Source organism: Neobacillus drentensis (genome assembly GCF_036966985.1).
Classification (GTDB): Bacteria; Bacillota; Bacilli; order Bacillales; family Cytobacillaceae; genus Neobacillus; species Neobacillus drentensis_E.
Window position 1 is genome coordinate 1 of record NZ_JBALSN010000034.1, and the last position, 17723, is coordinate 17723.

Here is a 17723-nt window from a genome sequence, read left to right on the forward strand (position 1 = left end):
ATTAAGGACAAGACACCTTATTTTAAAAGTATTCAAACCTGAGTAGGTTATGCATTTTTTCATAAAAAATTTTGATTAAAGATAAGATTTAAAAAGAAAGATGATTGGCATGAAAATTGCAACTATTTTAAACAGTTAGATTAGTAGGTAGAATGGAAGGAGGAGCCGATCTACAATTATTGGAGTGTTTTTTTAAAATTTAAGTTTTTCATTGCTAAAACAAAATGAAAGTGCTTACAAATTCTTACTAATAAACAAATAGCCGGATATAAAAGGAGAGATGGTTAAATTGGAGAATACTACTCTTAAGCGTTCACTTGGGCTATGGGCAATCGTTATGCTTGGATTGGGCTATATGACACCAACGATCGTGTTTGATACATTTGGAATTGTCTCTGAAGAAACGAATGGGGTCGTCCCACTCGCATACCTCGCAGCACTAGTGGTTATGGCATTTACCGCAATTAGTTATGGGAAAATGGTCAGAGTGTTTCCAAGTGCGGGGTCGGCTTATACGTATACACGAGAGACCATCAGTCCGCATCTTGGATTCTTAGTCGGCTGGGCAGCGTTGCTTGATTATATATTGCTTCCTATGGTTAATGCATTGATTATTCGTATTTATATGGTTTCAGTATTTCCAGAGGTGCCAGCATGGATTTGGGTTGTTGCATATGTTGCTATCGTCACGGCCATTAATGCTTGGAGTATGGGGAAAACATCGAGTTTAAATTCCCTGCTTGTCATTTTTGAAGTGGTTTTAATTGCGGCATTTATTGTTCTTGCCTTTGTCCAGCTCTCCAAAGGAATGGGACAAGGAACCATTTTCACCACTGCACCTCTCTTCCATTCTGATATTCACCTCGGAGCCATTTTGACTGGAGCAACGGTAGTTTGTTTCTCCTTCATTGGTTTTGATGCAGTAACCATGTATGCAGAAGAAGCTATCGATAAAAAAACGATGCCGAGAGCGATTATGTTAACGGTCTTTATTGGCGGAGCCATTTTCTTCATCTGTAGTTATTTCGCCCAAGCTCTATTTCCAGATATTACGGGCTTCAAGGTAACCGATGATACACTGCCTGAAATTGGGTTGTTTGTGGGTGGAACCATTTTTAAACTGGTTTTCCTTTCCGGTGCTTTTGCAGCAACTGTAGCTTCCGGACTTGCCTCCCATGCAAGTGTATCAAGGCTTTTGTACGTTATGGGACGAAATGGTGTTTTGCCTAAAAAGGCTTTTGGGTATGTTCATCCCAAATTCCGGACACCGGTTTTAAATGTCATCCTGGTTGGGGCCGTCTCATTACTTGCGATTGCTCCAAGTTTAGAGCTCATTTCTTCATTTATAAACTTCGGCGCATTAGTTGCTTTTACATTTGTTAACCTATCGGTCATCGCTCATTTCATTTTTCGCCAGAAGAGATATAAAACAGCGAAAGATATTTTCTCCTATCTCATTATGCCGGTCATTGGAGCAGGATTAACAGGAATATTGTGGGCGAACTTACAATTTGATGCTCTCATTGGCGGGATTGTATGGATCGTTATTGGTTTAGTGTATATGCTTTACCAAACAAAATTTTTCCAAATCAAAATAGCGGATTTAAATATCGATGATGCGGAGAAAACCTCTTCCTTATAAAAATTACTTGAGCCAGGCGATATCGCTTGGCTTTTTTACTGTTCAAAAGAGTTAGTATGCAGAATTGAATAATTGACTCATTTCTTCATAGGAATTTTTCCTTTTTTTACTAGGTTACCTATTAAGACCGCTATTGCTAAGTTGGCACGAAACTTGCTTTAACCTTAAGTAACAAAAAAAAATGAGGTGTTAGTATGGCAGTCGAAACTCTAGACATGAAGAATATGAAAGGAATAGAACAGGATAATTCCCTTATTGAGTTTCAAGAAACATTAAAAGAAGCAGCGAACATCCTGAATTACCCACCCCAAGTATTCGAATTTCTAAAGAAGCCAATGAGGTTTTTAGAAGTAAGCATCCCTGTTCGAATGGACAATGGACAGACAGAAATATTCCAAGGGTACCGTGCTCAGCATAATGATGCCTCAGGTCCGACTAAAGGAGGTATCCGTTTTCATCCAGACGTCACGCCTGATGAGGTAAAGGCATTGGCCGGATGGATGAGCTTAAAGTGCGGTATAACCGACCTTCCCTATGGTGGTGCTAAAGGAGGAATCATCTGCGATCCTCGAAAAATGAGTTTAGATGAATTGGAAAGGTTGAGTCGTGGCTACGTTAGGGCGGTTAGTCAACTTGTCGGTCCCACAAAGGATATTCCTGCACCTGATATGTATACAAATTCGCAAATTATGGCATGGATGCTCGATGAATACGACCATATTCGTGAATTCGATTCCCCCGGCTTTATCACCGGAAAGCCACTTGCACTCGGGGGATCGAAGGGAAGGGAAACAGCGACATCAAAAGGTGTTTTATATACGCTGCAAATGGTCTGTGAATTAAAGAAAATGCAGTTAAAAGATACGCGTGTCATCATTCAAGGTTTCGGTAATGTCGGCAGTTATCTTGCCCAGTATTTATATGAGATTGGCGCAAAAGTAATTGGTATCGGAGACATGCTTGGCGGTGTATATGATGAGAAGGGACTAGATATACCATATCTTCTGGAAAATAGAGATTCATTTGGTATTGTTTCTAATCGCTTTAATAGCTCCATTTCTAACCAGGATTTATTAGAAAAGGAATGTGATATCCTCATCCCCGCTGCAATCTCAGGAGTGATCAATAAGTATAATGCCAGTAAGCTTAACTGTAACATAATCATTGAAGCTGCCAATGGACCTACCACAAAAGAAGCGCTAAAAATTCTAGATGATCGCCAGATCCTTGTTGTCCCTGATATTCTTGCCAATTCCGGCGGCGTCATTGTCTCTTATTTTGAATGGTGTCAGAACAATCAAGGCTATTACTGGACCGAGGAAATAGTTGATGAACGGCTCAAGGAGAAAATGACAGAAAGCTTTTTAAAGGTTTACCATACCTCTAAAAGATTTGGTGTAAATATGAAAATTGCTGCTTATATTGAAGGAATTCAAAAGCTAGCAGAAGCTTCCAGGCTTCGTGGCTGGTTGAAATATTAAGAAATGAAACAGAAAAAAGGAGGATGTTTTTATGAAGCTGGATATAATAGCCGAACAAAAAGAACAGCAGCTGTTACATTACTTTTGTTTAATTTCACATAACCACCGCTACGACTTGATGATTGGCTATTCAGAGCAATTTTTTGGGAAAGCGATGGTCACTTCGATTCAGTCAGGGAAAATGGTTTTACTTTGTCAAGAAGACACCTATTCAGACTATCTATGGGCAGAAAGACTGGGAATCGAAGCGGAGGATATCCAAGAATTTCAAGAATTTTTTAGTCAAGTATTACAGACACGACCTTTTCAGGAGCAGTATTAAACGAAAAAGGAGAGAGATTCCATGTATTATGGTGTTGTTCTTAGCCCATGTTATGGTAAGGTGAAAAGGATCTCTATTAAGAGTGAGTCGAGAATTTATGAGTGGGAAACCCTATTTATCATTACTTCAGAATCAGGAAAAGAGGAAACGATTCAGACATGTTTAAGTGGTGAAGTAGAATCGCTCGAGGTACAGGAAGGAGATCATGTTATTCCCGGGATGGTTCTCGCTTATATAAAAGAAGATTTATTTGTTACAGGTAGTGATTAATGACTAAAAAAAAGAAGATGGGTCGCTCATCTTCTTTTTTGTGTGAAATTTAATTTAAAATATTGCAAATAAAGTGATAGTATTAGATAGATAAGGTGTTAAGGGGGAAGTAAACGATGTTTTCTGTTGCTAAAGAAAAAGTAAAACCAATTATTTCAGTGGACGTGAATGAAAGTGAAGCAGTTTTTCAATTAACCTTAAATAACCTTAAAGAACCCTTTTTGTTTTTTAGAAGACAAAATCATTTATTTGCATATGTAATGCTTGAAAACAATAAAAAAGAACATGCTTCGATTGAAGCATTACTTGAACAAGCGAAATCTCTAGATAGCATCTGCCATCTTAGTGAACAAATCTCTTTACCTGCGTTGTTCCAAATTATTGGCGAACCCTTTGCGATTATTAGAGGTGTGGATGGGTTTCCAGCTGGTTACATTAGTAGAGAAGATGTTCTAGCAGAGCTTTTTAAACAGGAAAATAAAAGTGTCGACTTACTTAAAATTATTTTAACCTCGATTCCGATGGGCATTTTTGTATTGGATAAAGAAAAACGAATTATTAATTATAATGAAGCCGGTTTAAAGATGATTAGGTCGACAGCAGAAAAGATAATGAATCTTTCTGCCGAAGAAATTTTTAGTCATACCCATCTTGATCAGGTATTTTCCACCGGTAAGACGCTTCTTAATCATTTGGTCATCAAGAATGAAATCGGGATTCTCGTCGATTATAGCCCTATAATAAACTATGAGAATGAAGTCGAGGGCATCATTATCGTTGCTCAGGATTTGCCTATGGTGGAAGAAATGGCCATGGAAATTGAGTATATTAAAGATTTAAATAAGGACCTGCATGCGATTTTGTCTAGTATCTATGATGAAATTCTCGTGGTGAATAACAAAGGAGAGCTAATCAGGTTCAGTGAAAATATTATCCAAGATTTCTGGAAAGTTGATTTAAAAGAACTGATTGGAAAGAATATTCTCGAACTTGAAGATCAGGGGCTGTTTACACCTTCGGTCACAAGACTTGTTTTGGAGAAAGGCAAAAAGGTCTCTGTTGTTCAAGAAACCAAAGCTGGGAGAAAAATTCTTGCCGTCGGAAATCCTGTCTTTAATGATCAAAATGAGCTTGACCGGATTATCATTGCATCACGCGATATTACCGAAACCACACGACTAAAAAGTGAACTGCAGGAAATGAAAAAGATATCCGAACAATATAAGAAGGAATTAGATGATTTTAAAAGTAAGGACCGTTTTTTGAAAAAGCTCATTTATTGTAGTCCGAAAATGGAGAAGGTTATTAATCAGGCCAAGAAAATTGCTGATTTTTCCTCCACAGTGCTTCTGAACGGAGAATCTGGGGTCGGAAAAGAAGTAATTGCTCAAGCAATCCATCAATTAGGCAGGCGCCAGGCGAAGCCTTTTCTTAAATTAAATTGCGGGGCAATTCCGGAAAATTTACTCGAAAGTGAACTATTTGGTTATGCGAAGGGGTCTTTTACCGGTGCTGATAAAAATGGAAAAGAAGGCTACTTTAAACAAGCAGATGGCGGTATTTTATTTCTAGATGAAATCGGTGAGATGCCAATCCATTTGCAGGTGAAACTATTACGTGTTCTTCAGGAGCAGGAAGTTATTCCGATTGGCAGTACTACCCCAATTAAGGTGAATGTGCAGATTATTGCGGCTACGAATAAAACATTAGAAAAAATGGTAGAGGAAGGGACATTCCGCGAGGATTTGTTTTATCGCTTGAATGTCATACCGATACACATCCCGCCCTTAAGGGAACGGACAGAGGATATTTCGCTGCTTGCCTTTCATTTCCTCCAGCAATTGAATGAGAGGTATGATCGGAATTATCATCTAACCCCTGATGCTATTAATGTACTAGAGTTTTATCCGTGGCCGGGTAATGTCAGGGAACTTCAAAACATTATTGAAAGATTAGTAGTCACTGCCGAACATCCGTCGATTAATGCGGAGTTTGTCAGCCAATTTTTATCCATGGGCTTTGAACATAAAAAGATGAAGCCGGTCATTACAAGGGTCATTCCATTACAGGAGGCTATCGATCATGTCGAGGAACAGTTAATTGTGATGGCAATGAACCAATACAAAACGACAACAAAAGCCGCAAAAGCCCTAGGAATCAGCCAGTCTTCTGTTAGTAGAAAGTATCAAAAAATAGTAACTGAGAAAAATATAAAAATGGAAAACCTATCTCCCTTTTAAATGAGCTGCTTCAGGTCTAATGATCTGAAGCAGCTTTTTTTAATTAACCGCTAATATGGGCTTAATATTTTCTCCTATTCAATAAATCATAGGGTTATGCAAATTTGAATAGTATGCATTCGAATTTCTTGAAAGATAATTATTTTGCTAGGTTTTATTCGTTGGCACGCTTCTTGCATATATAGTTAGTGAGGGTGAATAAAGGAGGAATTTAAATGGTCGAGGTAAAAAAACGAGTGGTAAACCTGAAGATGTTTATTGATGGTGAATGGAAAGATTCCGAAAATCAAGAAACACGCCCAGTAATTAATCCTGCAAGTGGTGAGGTTATAACATATGCGCCAGAAGGAACAAGCGCTGATGCCCGTGCGGCCATTTATGCAGCACGGAGAGCTTTCGAAGAAGGAGTTTGGTCTGGGATTTCTGCACAGGAAAGAGCCTCCTATTTATTAAAGATTGCTGACAAAATTGATGAATATGCCGATGAGTTGACACTTCTGGAAACGATGGATAATGGGAAACCATTAAGAGAAGCAGGCTTCGATGTCGGTGACGCAGCCGCCTGCTTCCGCTATTATGCAGGATTGATTACAAAGCCTGATGGGCAGACCTATCATGTTGCTGATCCCATGCAGGCTATGGTTGTCCGTGAACCGGTTGGGGTATGCGGATTGATTGTTCCTTGGAACTATCCACTGTTAATGAGTGTGTGGAAAATTGCCCCTGCCCTAGCTGCAGGAAATACAATTGTCTTTAAACCGTCCGAAGTGACGCCCATTACACCGAAAAAGCTTTTCGAAATTTTTGAAGAGGTTGGTTTGCCAAAAGGAGTTGCCAATCTGGTGATGGGAGCTGGGGCAGTTGTTGGAAATGAAATCGCTTCCCACCCTGAGGTCGATATGATTTCGTTTACCGGCGGTACGAAAACAGGTAAGCATATTATGAAAACAGCAGCCGACACGATGAAGAAAGTTTCATTAGAGCTAGGCGGTAAATCGCCGAATATCATTTTTGCTGATGCTGACTTTGAAACAGCAGTTGATTATGCGTTATTTGGTATCTATTCAGGTTCTGGTCAAGTATGTTCAGCTGGTTCAAGGATCCTTGTTGAAGAAAGCATCTATGATCAATTCGTCCAGCGCTTTGTTGAACGGGCAAAGCAAATTCAAGTAGGACCTGGTGATGATCCTGCAACAGAAATGGGTCCGCTTGTCAGTCAGGAGCACTTAGAAAAAGTTCTTTCCTACATTGAAATAGGTAAAGAGGAAGGTGCGACAGTTGCTTGCGGTGGAAAGCGGATTGTCGCTAACGGATTAGGAAATGGTTATTTTGTGGAACCGACCGTTTTTGTCAACGTAACCCAAGAAATGAGAATTGTTCAGGAGGAAATCTTCGGTCCTGTTGTAGTCATTCAGAAGTTCAAGGACGAAGCAGAAGCTATTAAACTTGCAAATGGCACGGTTTATGGGTTAGCAGGTGGTGTGTTTACCAATAATGGTGCAAAGGGACTGCGGGTCATTAAGAAGCTGCGTGCAGGGATTACTTGGGTAAATTCCTATCATCCTACCTATAACGAAGCACCTTGGGGCGGCTATAAGCAAAGCGGAATTGGCCGTAGTCTTGGTACATTTGGACTTGAAGAATTTCAAGAAATAAAACAGATAAATATTAATTTGCAGGTTGAACCAATTGGCTGGTTTTCTAATTAATCAATTAATAGGAGGAATAAAATTATGAGCATCGATTTAAGAAATGAATTAAAAAGTGATCAAAATCAAAATGTAAGTGAATATATTAATAAGGTTTTAAGCTTAATAGAAAAAGAGGAAATTAATGAAGTGGAAGCGGCTTGGATTACTAAAGAAACGGTTGACGGCTTTCGTGAACACGTAAATCCGGGATTCCTAGAATACCGCAAAACAGTTACTGAAGGCGGCCAATTTGCAGCAGTGGAATGGTCTGATAATGGATCATGCTTTAAGGATGTCAATGGGAAAGAATATATCGATTGTCTTGGCGGATTTGGAATCTATAATGTAGGTCATCGCAATCCGAAGGTGGTTAAAGCGGTAACTGACCAATTAAAACGTCAGGCGCTTCATAGTCAGGATTTGCTGGATCCACTTCGTGCGATGTTAGCAAAAATTTTAGGCGAAATCACTCCAGGCGATTTAAAGTATGCCTTTTTTACAAACAGCGGGACAGAAAGTGTTGAAGCATCCCTGAAACTGGCGAAAATGTACAGCGAGCGGACAACATTTATCTCGACCACTCGTGCGTTCCATGGGAAAAGTTTAGGCTCGTTGTCAGGTACGGCGAAAGGGATGTTTCGTAAACCTTTCTTACCGTTAATCCCAGGGTTCCGTCATGTGCCTTTTGGCGATATTGATATGATGAGAAAAACCTTTGAGGTCTGCGCTTCTGTTGGTGAAGATGTCGCTGCTGTTCTATTAGAGCCGATTCAAGGTGAAGGCGGTATTATTCTTCCGCCGGAAAACTATTTAAAGCAAGTCCGTGAGCTTTGTGATCAATACGGCTCTTTGCTCATATTTGATGAAGTACAAACAGGAATGGGCCGAACGGGGAAAATGTTTGCTGCAGAACTGTATGAAGTTGTTCCAGATATTATCTGTTTAGCAAAAGCATTTGGCGGCGGCGTGATGCCAGCTGGTGCCGTTGTAGCTACTGAAAAAGTCTTCAAGAGCTGGTTTGATAATCCGTTTATGCATACAACGACCTTTGGCGGTAATCCGCTAGCATGTGCAGCAGCGATTGCGACAATTGGGGTTTTAATTGAAGAGAAGTTACCAGAGAGAGCAGCGGAAGTGGGCGCCTATTTCCTTGCAGAACTGAAAAAGGCAGCAAAAGGCCACGAAGATAAGGTTCAGGAGATCCGTGGTCAGGGCTTAATGATTGGCATTGAATTCCATCAAGATGAAATTGGTTACGAGGTCTCAAAAGGAATGTTTGACAGAGGAATTCTTGTAGCCGGGACATTAATTAATTCAAAAACAATTCGTATCGAACCGGCTTTGACCATAAGCTATGAAGAGGTAGATAAAGTGGTTAGCACCTTCAAGGCCGTCTTAGAGCATATAGAAGCTTAACGATTTTTTTAAAAGGGGGAACATAGAGGTGGAAAAGAAATATGTCAAGCTCCAAACAGAGATACCCGGACCGAAATCGAGGGAAATTTTAGAGCGAAGAAATAAATATGTCCCAAAGGGAATCAGCAATAACTGCCATTCCTTTGTTAAAAAGGCACAAGGAGCTCTGGTAGAAGATGTGGACGGTAATTGTTATATTGATTTTGCTGGTGCTATTGGAACGATAAATGTTGGCCACTCTCATCCTAGAGTAGTTAGAGCCCTTCAGGAACAAGCAAGTCAATTTATCCACACCGGTTTTAATGTGATGATGTATGAATCGTATATCACCTTAGCCGAGCGGCTTTGCCAGATTGCTCCGGGTGAATTTGACAAGCAGGCTGCTTTTTTTAACAGTGGTGCAGAAGCGGTTGAGAACGCCGTAAAGATTGCCAGGAAATATACAAAGCGCCAGGGAATCGTTTCATTCACAAGGGGGTTCCATGGCCGGACGTTAATGACCATGACGATGACAAGTAAAGTGAAGCCATATAAGTTCGGCTTTGGACCATTTGCTCCAGAGGTTTACAAGGCGCCATACCCATATGCGTACCACCGACCTGAAGGAATGGATGAACAGCAATATACTGCTATGATTATTGACCAATTTGAACAGTTTTTACTAGCAGAAGTTGCACCCGAAACGATTGCTGCTGTCGTGATGGAACCTGTGCAGGGAGAAGGCGGTTTTATCGTGCCTGACATCGCCTTTGTTCAACGGGTCAGAGAAATCTGCACACAGTATGGCATCTTGTTTATAGCCGATGAAATTCAAACCGGGTTCGCACGGACAGGTAAGTACTTTGCGATTGATCATTTTGGAGTGGTTCCTGATTTAATTACGATTTCGAAATCAATGGGGGCTGGAGTTCCTATTAGTGGTGTGATTGGCAGGGCGGAAATTATGAATGCTGCCGGGGTTGGCGAACTCGGTGGAACCTATGCGGGAAGTCCGCTCGGATGTAGGGCAGCACTGACAGTATTAGATATTATTGAAAACGAACAACTTAATGACCGGGCAAGAAAAATAGGCGATCGAGTGCTTGAAAAGATGCACCTTCTTGCCGAGCGTTTCGAGGGGATTGGTGATGTACGCGGTCTAGGTGCGATGTGTGCGATGGAAATGGTCAAGGACCGACAATCAAAAACACCGGATAAAGAAGCGACTGGAAAAATTGTAAAAGCTGCTGGGGAACGTGGCCTGATGTTACTTAGTGCTGGGATTTATAGCAATGTGATTCGCCTTCTCATGCCAATTACCATCACAGATGATCAACTGGAGGAAGGCTTACAAATTCTTGAAGAAGCAATAGAAGCAGTATATCAAAATGATCCTGCCCTATCGGTTGGAGGGGAAAAATGATGGATATATTAAAGCAAAATTATCAAATCTTTCCCATGTATCTTAATGGAGAATGGGTCGGCAATGATTATGGGGTTTTAACTGAAATTATCAATCCAGCAACAAAGCAAGTGATCGGGGCTGTGCCAACAGGAGGCGCTTATGAAGCAGAAAAAGCGGTTGATGCTGCCCATAATGCCTTTAAAATTTGGTCAAAGAAAACGGCGGATGAGCGGTATAAACTCTTGATGAAATGGTTTTACTTAATTGAGGAAAACAAGCATGAAATTGCTCGGATCATGACTATGGAGCAGGGGAAACCACTCAAAGAAGCGCTAGGGGAAGTTCAGTATGCAAATGGCTTCATCTCTTGGTATGCCGAAGAGGGGAAACGGATCTATGGTGAAACGATACCGGCATCGCATCCCAATAAAAGAATCCTCGTTAGAAAAGAGCCAGTCGGTGTGATCGCAGCGATTACACCTTGGAACTTTCCTGCAGCAATGATTACGAGAAAAGTAGCACCAGCACTTGCAGCAGGCTGTACAGCCGTTGTAAAGCCCGCTAACCAAACACCGCTAACAGCATTAAAAATGGCTGAGCTTGCCCATGAAGCCGGCATTCCAGCCGGGGTTTTGAACGTAATAACTGGAAGGTCATCAGAAATAGGTAAAGTGTGGCTAAAGGATCCACGAGTTACAAAAATTACGTTTACAGGTTCAACTGAAGTTGGGAAAACATTGATGCGTGGTGCCGCTGATACTGTCAAAAAGGTTTCCCTCGAACTTGGTGGGAATGCCCCATTTATCGTGATGGATGATGCAAATTTAGCAAAAGCAGCTGAAGGCCTCGTGCAATCGAAATTTCGCAACGCTGGGCAAACCTGTATCTGTACGAATCGGGTATATGTGCAAGAAGGGGTAGCGGACCAATTTATTAAACTTTTTCAAACAGAATTAGAAAAGCTAAAAGTCGGTAACGGGCTGGAAGAGGGAACAGATATCGGCCCATTAATTGACCAGGCTGCTTATAAAAAAGTTGAAGGACTGGTCAGGGATGCAGTTGAGAAGGGTGGGAAAGTCAGTTATAGCGGGCTCAAACCTGATGGGGAAAACGGCTTTTTCTATGCCCCGACGATTTTAACTAATATCAATGATGAAATGGAATGTATGCAGGATGAAATATTTGGCCCACTCGCTCCGATTTCCACTTTTAAAACCGAAGAAGAAGTTATTGAACGGGCCAACAATTCTTGTTACGGATTAGCTGCCTATGTGTATACAGAAAATTTAAGCCGTTCCTTTAGAATAACGGAACAGCTAGAGTACGGTATCATTGGCCTAAACGATGCCCTGCCTTCAGTCGTTCAAGCGCCATTCGGGGGCTTTAAGGAGAGCGGTCTTGGCCGTGAAGGTGGACACTACGGCATTGAAGAGTTTTTAGAAGTAAAATATATATCGATAGGTTTGGATATATAGCAGACCTTTTTTCATCCAGATACCGTGACTAAAAGCCAGTGAAGGTTAATTATTAAAAGAACAAGCCATGTAGTAGGAAACCTACGTAAATGGCTTGTTCTTTTTAATGTGTATTTAAAATGGATAAGATACTATCTATGGAAGCATGTATTTATAACACTTTAATAAGTGTATGAACAGCAGACAATTAGTTCTTTTATTAAATAATTTACTTCAAATTGTTTATCCTACTGTGTTACGATAACGTAATAAAGTATGAGGAAATGAGGGTGGGGAGTTTGATTAAAAGCATTTTATTTGACGTTGATGGGGTACTATTAAGCGAGGAACATTATTTTGATGCTTCTGCTTTAACCGTTTGGGAAATGCTGATCAGCCCTAATTACTTGGGGCTCGAACCTATGCAGTTTAAAACGGATTATAATGATGAGGAAATCCAGGAAATAAGAGATTTAGTATTTGAAAACGATAAAGTTCTAAAATTTATGAAATCACGCGGTCTAAACGCCAACTGGGACATGATCTACCTTTCTTTCTGCCACCAGCTAATCCATCTGCTCTCGCAAATCAAAGATACTGAATTGGAGAAAATTAATACCTGGTGTCAGGCACCAATCAATCGTGAAACCCTAGTTGAGATGGGCAAGGTGTTAAGTAATTACCATGTAAAACTAGATTTCAGTTTGTTTGTGCAGGAGTTTGCACGCTCAGAGGCAACGAAGCAGGAGTTGTTTAGTTATTTGAATGAGTTAGCCTCAGAGAAAATGGGGGTAGAAACTTCGATTTTTAACAAGGGTGAGCTTTGGTCCGTTTGTGAGCATGTTTCCCAAGAGTGGTATGTGGGGGATGATCATGTCCTCGCTTCGACTGGAAGGCCATCTGTACAACATGGGAAAAAGGGCTTCTTGGCAAATGAAACAACATTAGCCCCTAGGCAGGAAATTGACGAGTTATTCCAATTCCTCAATTCAGCAGGATACATGATTGGTATCGGGACAGGCAGGCCCGAACTTGAAACTATTCAGCCATTTCAGCATTTAGATTGGCTGAAGCATTTTTATGAAAATCGGATCGTAACTGCTGATGATGTGTTAAAGGCGGAATTGGAGCTTCCAGAACGAATATCACTATCGAAGCCGCATCCATTTACATATATTATGGGGCTGCTTGGGAAGGAGACACCAATTCAAGAGTGTTTAAATACGAGATTACCGCTTGAAGATGCTGAGATGGTTTTAGTTGTAGGAGACTCTTTGGCGGATTTATTAGCAGCAAGAAAACTTGGCTGTCAGTTTGCAGCCGTTCTAACCGGCCTTTCAGGAAAAGATGCGAGAAGTGACTTTGAAAAACATAAAGCAGACTACATTCTTGATACGGTGCTCGATTTGAAAGGTATATTATGAAAAAAATAGAAAAGGGATTGCCTCAGCGCAATCCCTCATTTCTTCCCTAGATATTTTTTATCTTCTCTAATTCCAGACGGCCTGGTTCAAATGTATCCACGTTCGATAACTCCAGTACTTGTGCTTCTTCTAGTCCATCAATTAATTTTAAGACATGAATGACGTTGGCATTTAATGTTTTATCCACAGTTAATACCATGATTGCTTCACCGCCTACTTCCGTACGACCAACCTGCATCGTGCCAATATTGATTTGATGGTCTCCTAAGAGTGAACCTACCTTGCCAATCATACCTGGAACATCTCGATGTTTGATATATAATAGGAACTTTTCTGGTTTAACATCAATTCGGTATTGGTTGATTTTTAGAATTCTCGCTCCATATCCATTTAAGACGGTTGCCCCAATTTTTGCTGTTTCAATAACATTGGAGACACTAAGTTCCATATAATTAGCAAATCCTTTATTCGTTGCATTTTTAACGACATTATACGAAACTCCTTGCTCCTTCAGTAAGTGCAAAGCATTAATTAGATTAACAGAATCGCTTAAATGATAGGACAAGACACCTTTTAACATGGTACGAGTCAACAATTCCGTATCCTCATCAATTAAATCGCCATAATAATTGATTTCTATTTTAGCTGGAGCCTGCTTATTTAATAATTGAATAACGAGCTGCCCCATTTGGTCCCCAAGAAGTAGGTACGGCTGTAGTTTCGCTTGGGTTTCGCCTGACATTTGCGGCATATTAACAGCGTTTTGAATCGACTGTGATTCGAAAATCTCAATGATTTCCGCGCTGACCTCTTGGGCTACTTTTTCCTGTGCTTCTACCGTAGAAGCCCCGAGATGTGGTGTTACAATGATATTTGGATTTTGCAATAATTCAGGGTCGGAAACAGGCTCTTTTTCAAACACGTCAAGTGCAGCACCTGCAACATGGCCGGACTGAATGGCTCTAACTAATGACTTTTCGTCAATCACACCACCGCGGGCACAATTGACAAATCGGACGCCTTTTTTTGTTTTTCGTAAATACGCATCATTAATCAGTCCTCTTGTGTCATTGGTTAGAGGAGTATGAATGGTAATAAAATCTGATTCTTGCGCAATTACATCGAGGCTTGCTTTCGTCATTCCAAGTTTTTTTGCTCGTTCTTCGGTCAGGTATGGATCAAATCCTAAAATGTTCATCCCAAAGCTTTTTGCGCGTTTCGCCACTTCTGTTCCGATTTTACCCATACCAATCACGCCAAGAGTTTTTTTGTATAATTCGACACCCTTAAAAGAGTTACGGTCCCATTGCCCTGATACTGTCTTTTGGTGGGCTTGGGGAATTTTCCGCGCCAATGATAGCATCATCGCTAAGGTATGCTCCGTTGCTGCAATGGTATTGGCGCCCGGGGCATTGATGACAATGATCCCTTTTTTCGTTGCCGCATTCACATCAATATTATCGACACCGACACCTGCTCTAGCAATCACACGGAGACGGCCGGCTGCTTTGAGCAGTTCTTCACTTACTTTTGTTTGGCTCCGGACAATCAGGGCGTCGTATTCTCCAATTATAATTTTTAAGTCCTTCGTCGGTAGTGTTGGCTGGCGATCCACAGTAAAATTAGGGTGTTCAATTAAACATTTCAATCCTGTGTTGCTAATTCCATCGGTTACAAGTACCTTATACATGTTTGTAATCCTCCTTTAATTTTCTAATAAAAAACGCCCCTCATAACAGACTGATTTGTCTTGTTATGAGGGACGTGTATAAATAGTGGTGCCACCCTCGTTTGCTGAGCCATATTCTTTATGTCGTCTTCGTCATCACTTGTCATTTATAGAAAAATACAATTGATTGAATATTCAAAAATAAACCAAATATAGGGATTATTTTACAACCAAACCTTAAGGATTGTAAAGGGAAAGAAGATAAAATTATTAAAATTTATGATGAAAAATTTTGTTCAAAAGTTGTTTCCCTTTTATGACGCGGTGGTAAGCGTTTACACAGCGGAATACTAGAAACATATCTATTGTAAAAAAATTCAGAGAATAATATAATGTCTACATTAGAAAAACAAATGTGCGTCATACAAGGACATATATAGGAGGGTAAAACATGAAGGCAATCACGATTGGATTATTAGGTTTAGGTACTGTTGGTTGTGGTGTAGTGAAAATTATTAAAAAAAATCAAGATAAATTAATCCACCAAGTGGGGTGCCCGGTTGTTATTAAAAAGGTCCTTGTTAAGGATTTACATAAAAACAGACCAGTAGAAGTAGATACAAAGCTTTTAACCTCAAATGCAGACGAAATCCTTTATGATGAAGAAATAGATGTAGTGATTGAGGTAATGGGCGGGCTTCAAGATACAAAAGATTACTTAATTACTGCACTAAGACAAGGCAAGCACGTTGTCACTGCTAATAAGGATTTAATGGCTTTACACGGCTCTGAACTGTTAACCGTTGCTTCTGAACACGGCTGTGATTTGTTCTATGAAGCCAGTGTGGCAGGGGGAATTCCAATTTTAAGAGGATTAGTCGATGGACTTGCCTCTGACCGAATTAAACAACTTATGGGAATTGTAAATGGAACAACCAATTATATACTAACTAAAATGAGTGAAGAAGGACGTACCTATGATGAGGTCCTTAAGGAAGCACAAGAGCTTGGCTTTGCTGAAGCTGATCCGACCTCAGATGTAGAAGGACTAGACGCTGCTCGTAAAATGACGATCCTGGCCACATTGGGCTTTTCTATGCATATTGATTTAGAAGATGTCCAAGTTTCAGGAATTTCGAAGGTTACCGATGAAGATTTGCGCTATGGAAAACAATTGGGATATACTATGAAACTAATAGGTTATGCTCATCGTGAAGGGGAGAAAGTTGAGGTTAGTGTCGCACCAACTTTCCTATCCAATAATCATCCGCTGGCATCTGTTCAAAATGAGTATAATGCCGTTTATGTCTACGGTGAGTCGGTAGGCGAGACCATGTTTTATGGCCCTGGTGCCGGAAGTCTGCCAACAGCAACAGCCATCGTTTCAGACTTAGTTGCGGTAATAAAAAATCTAAGGCTCGGGGTAAATGGAAGAAGTGCAGTGACGCCGCAATATCCAAAGCAACTGAAAGATAATGATGAAAAATACTCTAAATACTTTTTAAGAATCCATGTGCAAGACGAAGTGGGTGTTTTCGCTGACATCACCACCATTTTTGCAAAATATGGCGTCAGTTTTGAAAAAATCTTACAACTTCCTGTTAAGAAAAATGAAACATCAGAAATTGTGCTTGTCACACATCAAGCATCGTTATCCAATTATGATAAAATACTACTAGAATTGAATGATCTCCATGCAGTTAAGGAAATAAAAAGTGCCTATCGAGTGGTAAGAAAATCGTTATAAGATGGCCAGTATTATTAGCCTGAAATCAGTCACACAACATATACGAGGAGCTGTCCATGGGTGACCCTAAATGATCGTTTTATTATAAAAGTACCAGCAAGTACAGCAAATCTAGGTCCAGGTTTTGATTCAATGGGCCTTGCTGTCGATTTGTATTTAACATTAGAAGTCGAGAAAAGTGACAAGTGGAACATTCAATCTGTAAGTGATGAATTGAATGACTTTCCTACAGATGAGAGCAATTTTATCCTACAGATTGCCATCAAAACAGCTAGTAAATACGGAATCGATTTACAACCATGCCAAATCAAAGTTGCAAGTGACATTCCTTTGGCTCGTGGTCTAGGTTCAAGTGCCGCAGCAATTGTTGCAGGGATTGAACTTGCTGATTCGGTAGGTAATATCGGTTTAACCCAGCAAGAAAAATTGCTTATCGCGACAGAAGTGGAAGGTCATCCCGATAATGTGGGTGCCTCACTGTTTGGCGGATTATTCATTGGCTCTTTTCAGGACAATGACGTAGACATGCTCAGCATCTCCAACATTTCTTTTGAGATGGTAGCCGTCATTCCAGATGAAATTCTCTTAACGAAGGATTCTCGCGGGGTCCTCCCAGCAGAATTTTCTCGTGAATGTGCAATCCAAGCCTCTTCAAAGGCTAATCTGTTAGTTGCAGCCCTCTTAACTCAAAACTGGGGATTAGCAGGGAAAATGATGGGCCAAGACCTTTTTCACCATCCATACCGCAAACCACTTATTCGGGCCTATCAGGAGATAGAGGAAAGGGCTAAAGAACTTGGTGCGTTCGGAGTGGCACTAAGTGGTGCAGGACCAACTGTTCTTTGTTTTACAGAGAAAGGGAAGGGGCAGTTTGTCGAACGAGGCTTGAGAAGTGAGTTTTCAACGATGTCTACAAAAATCCTGGCGATTGATTATAGTGGAAGCAGTGTTAACCCAGTGGAGAGATTTGTGAGATAATCTCT

13 protein-coding genes are annotated in these 17723 nt (G+C 40.5%); 12 read left to right on the plus strand and 1 reads right to left on the minus strand.

Going from position 1 to position 17723, the window contains the following annotated elements; all coding sequences use genetic code 11:
- Positions 1–280: 280 nt before the first annotated feature.
- The 10 genes from V7659_RS02320 to V7659_RS02365 all read left to right on the plus strand — a co-directional run bounded on the left by V7659_RS02320 (position 281) and on the right by V7659_RS02365 (position 13324).
- Complete coding sequence (locus V7659_RS02320; RefSeq protein ID WP_335537855.1) at positions 281–1642, plus strand: APC family permease; 1362 nt, start codon at positions 281–283, stop codon at positions 1640–1642.
- Between the two features lie 194 nt (positions 1643–1836).
- A complete protein-coding gene (locus V7659_RS02325) occupies positions 1837–3123 on the plus strand; it encodes a Glu/Leu/Phe/Val family dehydrogenase (protein ID WP_335537856.1) in 1287 nt (428 codons plus the stop codon).
- A 31-nt stretch (positions 3124–3154) separates the two neighbouring features.
- On the plus strand, positions 3155–3445 hold the full coding sequence (locus V7659_RS02330) for an SAV0927 family protein (protein ID WP_335537857.1): 291 nt from the start codon (positions 3155–3157) through the stop codon (positions 3443–3445).
- Between the two features lie 21 nt (positions 3446–3466).
- Positions 3467–3715 carry a hypothetical protein gene (locus tag V7659_RS02335; RefSeq protein ID WP_335537859.1) on the plus strand — a complete coding sequence of 83 codons (249 nt, stop codon included), beginning with the start codon at positions 3467–3469 and terminating at the stop codon, positions 3713–3715.
- A gap of 116 nt (positions 3716–3831) precedes the next feature.
- Positions 3832–5955 carry a sigma 54-interacting transcriptional regulator gene (locus V7659_RS02340; protein ID WP_335537861.1) on the plus strand — a complete coding sequence of 708 codons (2124 nt, stop codon included), beginning with the start codon at positions 3832–3834 and terminating at the stop codon, positions 5953–5955.
- A 236-nt stretch (positions 5956–6191) separates the two neighbouring features.
- A complete protein-coding gene (locus V7659_RS02345) occupies positions 6192–7664 on the plus strand; it encodes an aldehyde dehydrogenase family protein (RefSeq protein WP_335537887.1) in 1473 nt (490 codons plus the stop codon).
- Positions 7665–7688: 24 nt separating this feature from the next.
- The gene (locus V7659_RS02350; protein ID WP_335537862.1) at positions 7689–9062 is read left to right on the plus strand and encodes a putrescine aminotransferase; all 1374 of its coding nucleotides are present in this window, start codon (positions 7689–7691) and stop codon (positions 9060–9062) included.
- Positions 9063–9090: 28 nt separating this feature from the next.
- A complete protein-coding gene (gabT, locus tag V7659_RS02355; protein ID WP_335537864.1) occupies positions 9091–10464 on the plus strand; it encodes a 4-aminobutyrate--2-oxoglutarate transaminase in 1374 nt (457 codons plus the stop codon).
- Positions 10465–10499: 35 nt separating this feature from the next.
- Positions 10500–11921 (plus strand): NAD-dependent succinate-semialdehyde dehydrogenase, encoded by a 1422-nt coding sequence (locus V7659_RS02360; RefSeq protein ID WP_335537889.1) that lies wholly within the window; start codon positions 10500–10502, stop codon positions 11919–11921.
- A gap of 278 nt (positions 11922–12199) precedes the next feature.
- Positions 12200–13324 carry an HAD family hydrolase gene (locus tag V7659_RS02365; RefSeq protein ID WP_335537866.1) on the plus strand — a complete coding sequence of 375 codons (1125 nt, stop codon included), beginning with the start codon at positions 12200–12202 and terminating at the stop codon, positions 13322–13324.
- A gap of 46 nt (positions 13325–13370) precedes the next feature.
- Here the strand turns inward: V7659_RS02365 and serA are convergent, their stop codons facing one another.
- Positions 13371–15014 carry a phosphoglycerate dehydrogenase gene (gene serA, locus V7659_RS02370; RefSeq protein WP_335537867.1) on the minus strand — a complete coding sequence of 548 codons (1644 nt, stop codon included), beginning with the start codon at positions 15012–15014 and terminating at the stop codon, positions 13371–13373.
- A 430-nt stretch (positions 15015–15444) separates the two neighbouring features.
- On the opposite strand from serA, the gene V7659_RS02375 reads away from it, so the two are divergent.
- Both V7659_RS02375 and thrB read left to right on the plus strand, forming a co-directional pair.
- The gene (locus tag V7659_RS02375; protein WP_335537869.1) at positions 15445–16740 is read left to right on the plus strand and encodes a homoserine dehydrogenase; all 1296 of its coding nucleotides are present in this window, start codon (positions 15445–15447) and stop codon (positions 16738–16740) included.
- A gap of 60 nt (positions 16741–16800) precedes the next feature.
- Positions 16801–17718 carry a homoserine kinase gene (thrB, locus tag V7659_RS02380; RefSeq protein ID WP_335537871.1) on the plus strand — a complete coding sequence of 306 codons (918 nt, stop codon included), beginning with the start codon at positions 16801–16803 and terminating at the stop codon, positions 17716–17718.
- The last annotated feature ends 5 nt before the right edge of the window (positions 17719–17723 follow it).

Bases quoted from the DNA above. Each gene is read 5' to 3' on its own strand.
- V7659_RS02320 (WP_335537855.1), top strand. From the start codon at position 281: ATGGTTAAATTGGAGAATACTACTCTTAAGCGTTCACTTGGGCTATGG.
- V7659_RS02325 (WP_335537856.1), top strand. From the start codon at position 1,837: ATGGCAGTCGAAACTCTAGACATGAAGAATATGAAAGGAATAGAACAG.
- V7659_RS02330 (WP_335537857.1), top strand. From the start codon at position 3,155: ATGAAGCTGGATATAATAGCCGAACAAAAAGAACAGCAGCTGTTACAT.
- V7659_RS02335 (WP_335537859.1), top strand. From the start codon at position 3,467: ATGTATTATGGTGTTGTTCTTAGCCCATGTTATGGTAAGGTGAAAAGG.
- V7659_RS02340 (WP_335537861.1), top strand. From the start codon at position 3,832: ATGTTTTCTGTTGCTAAAGAAAAAGTAAAACCAATTATTTCAGTGGAC.
- V7659_RS02350 (WP_335537862.1), top strand. From the start codon at position 7,689: ATGAGCATCGATTTAAGAAATGAATTAAAAAGTGATCAAAATCAAAAT.
- V7659_RS02360 (WP_335537889.1), top strand. From the start codon at position 10,500: ATGTATCTTAATGGAGAATGGGTCGGCAATGATTATGGGGTTTTAACT.
- serA (WP_335537867.1), bottom strand. From the start codon at position 15,014: ATGTATAAGGTACTTGTAACCGATGGAATTAGCAACACAGGATTGAAA.
- V7659_RS02375 (WP_335537869.1), top strand. From the start codon at position 15,445: ATGAAGGCAATCACGATTGGATTATTAGGTTTAGGTACTGTTGGTTGT.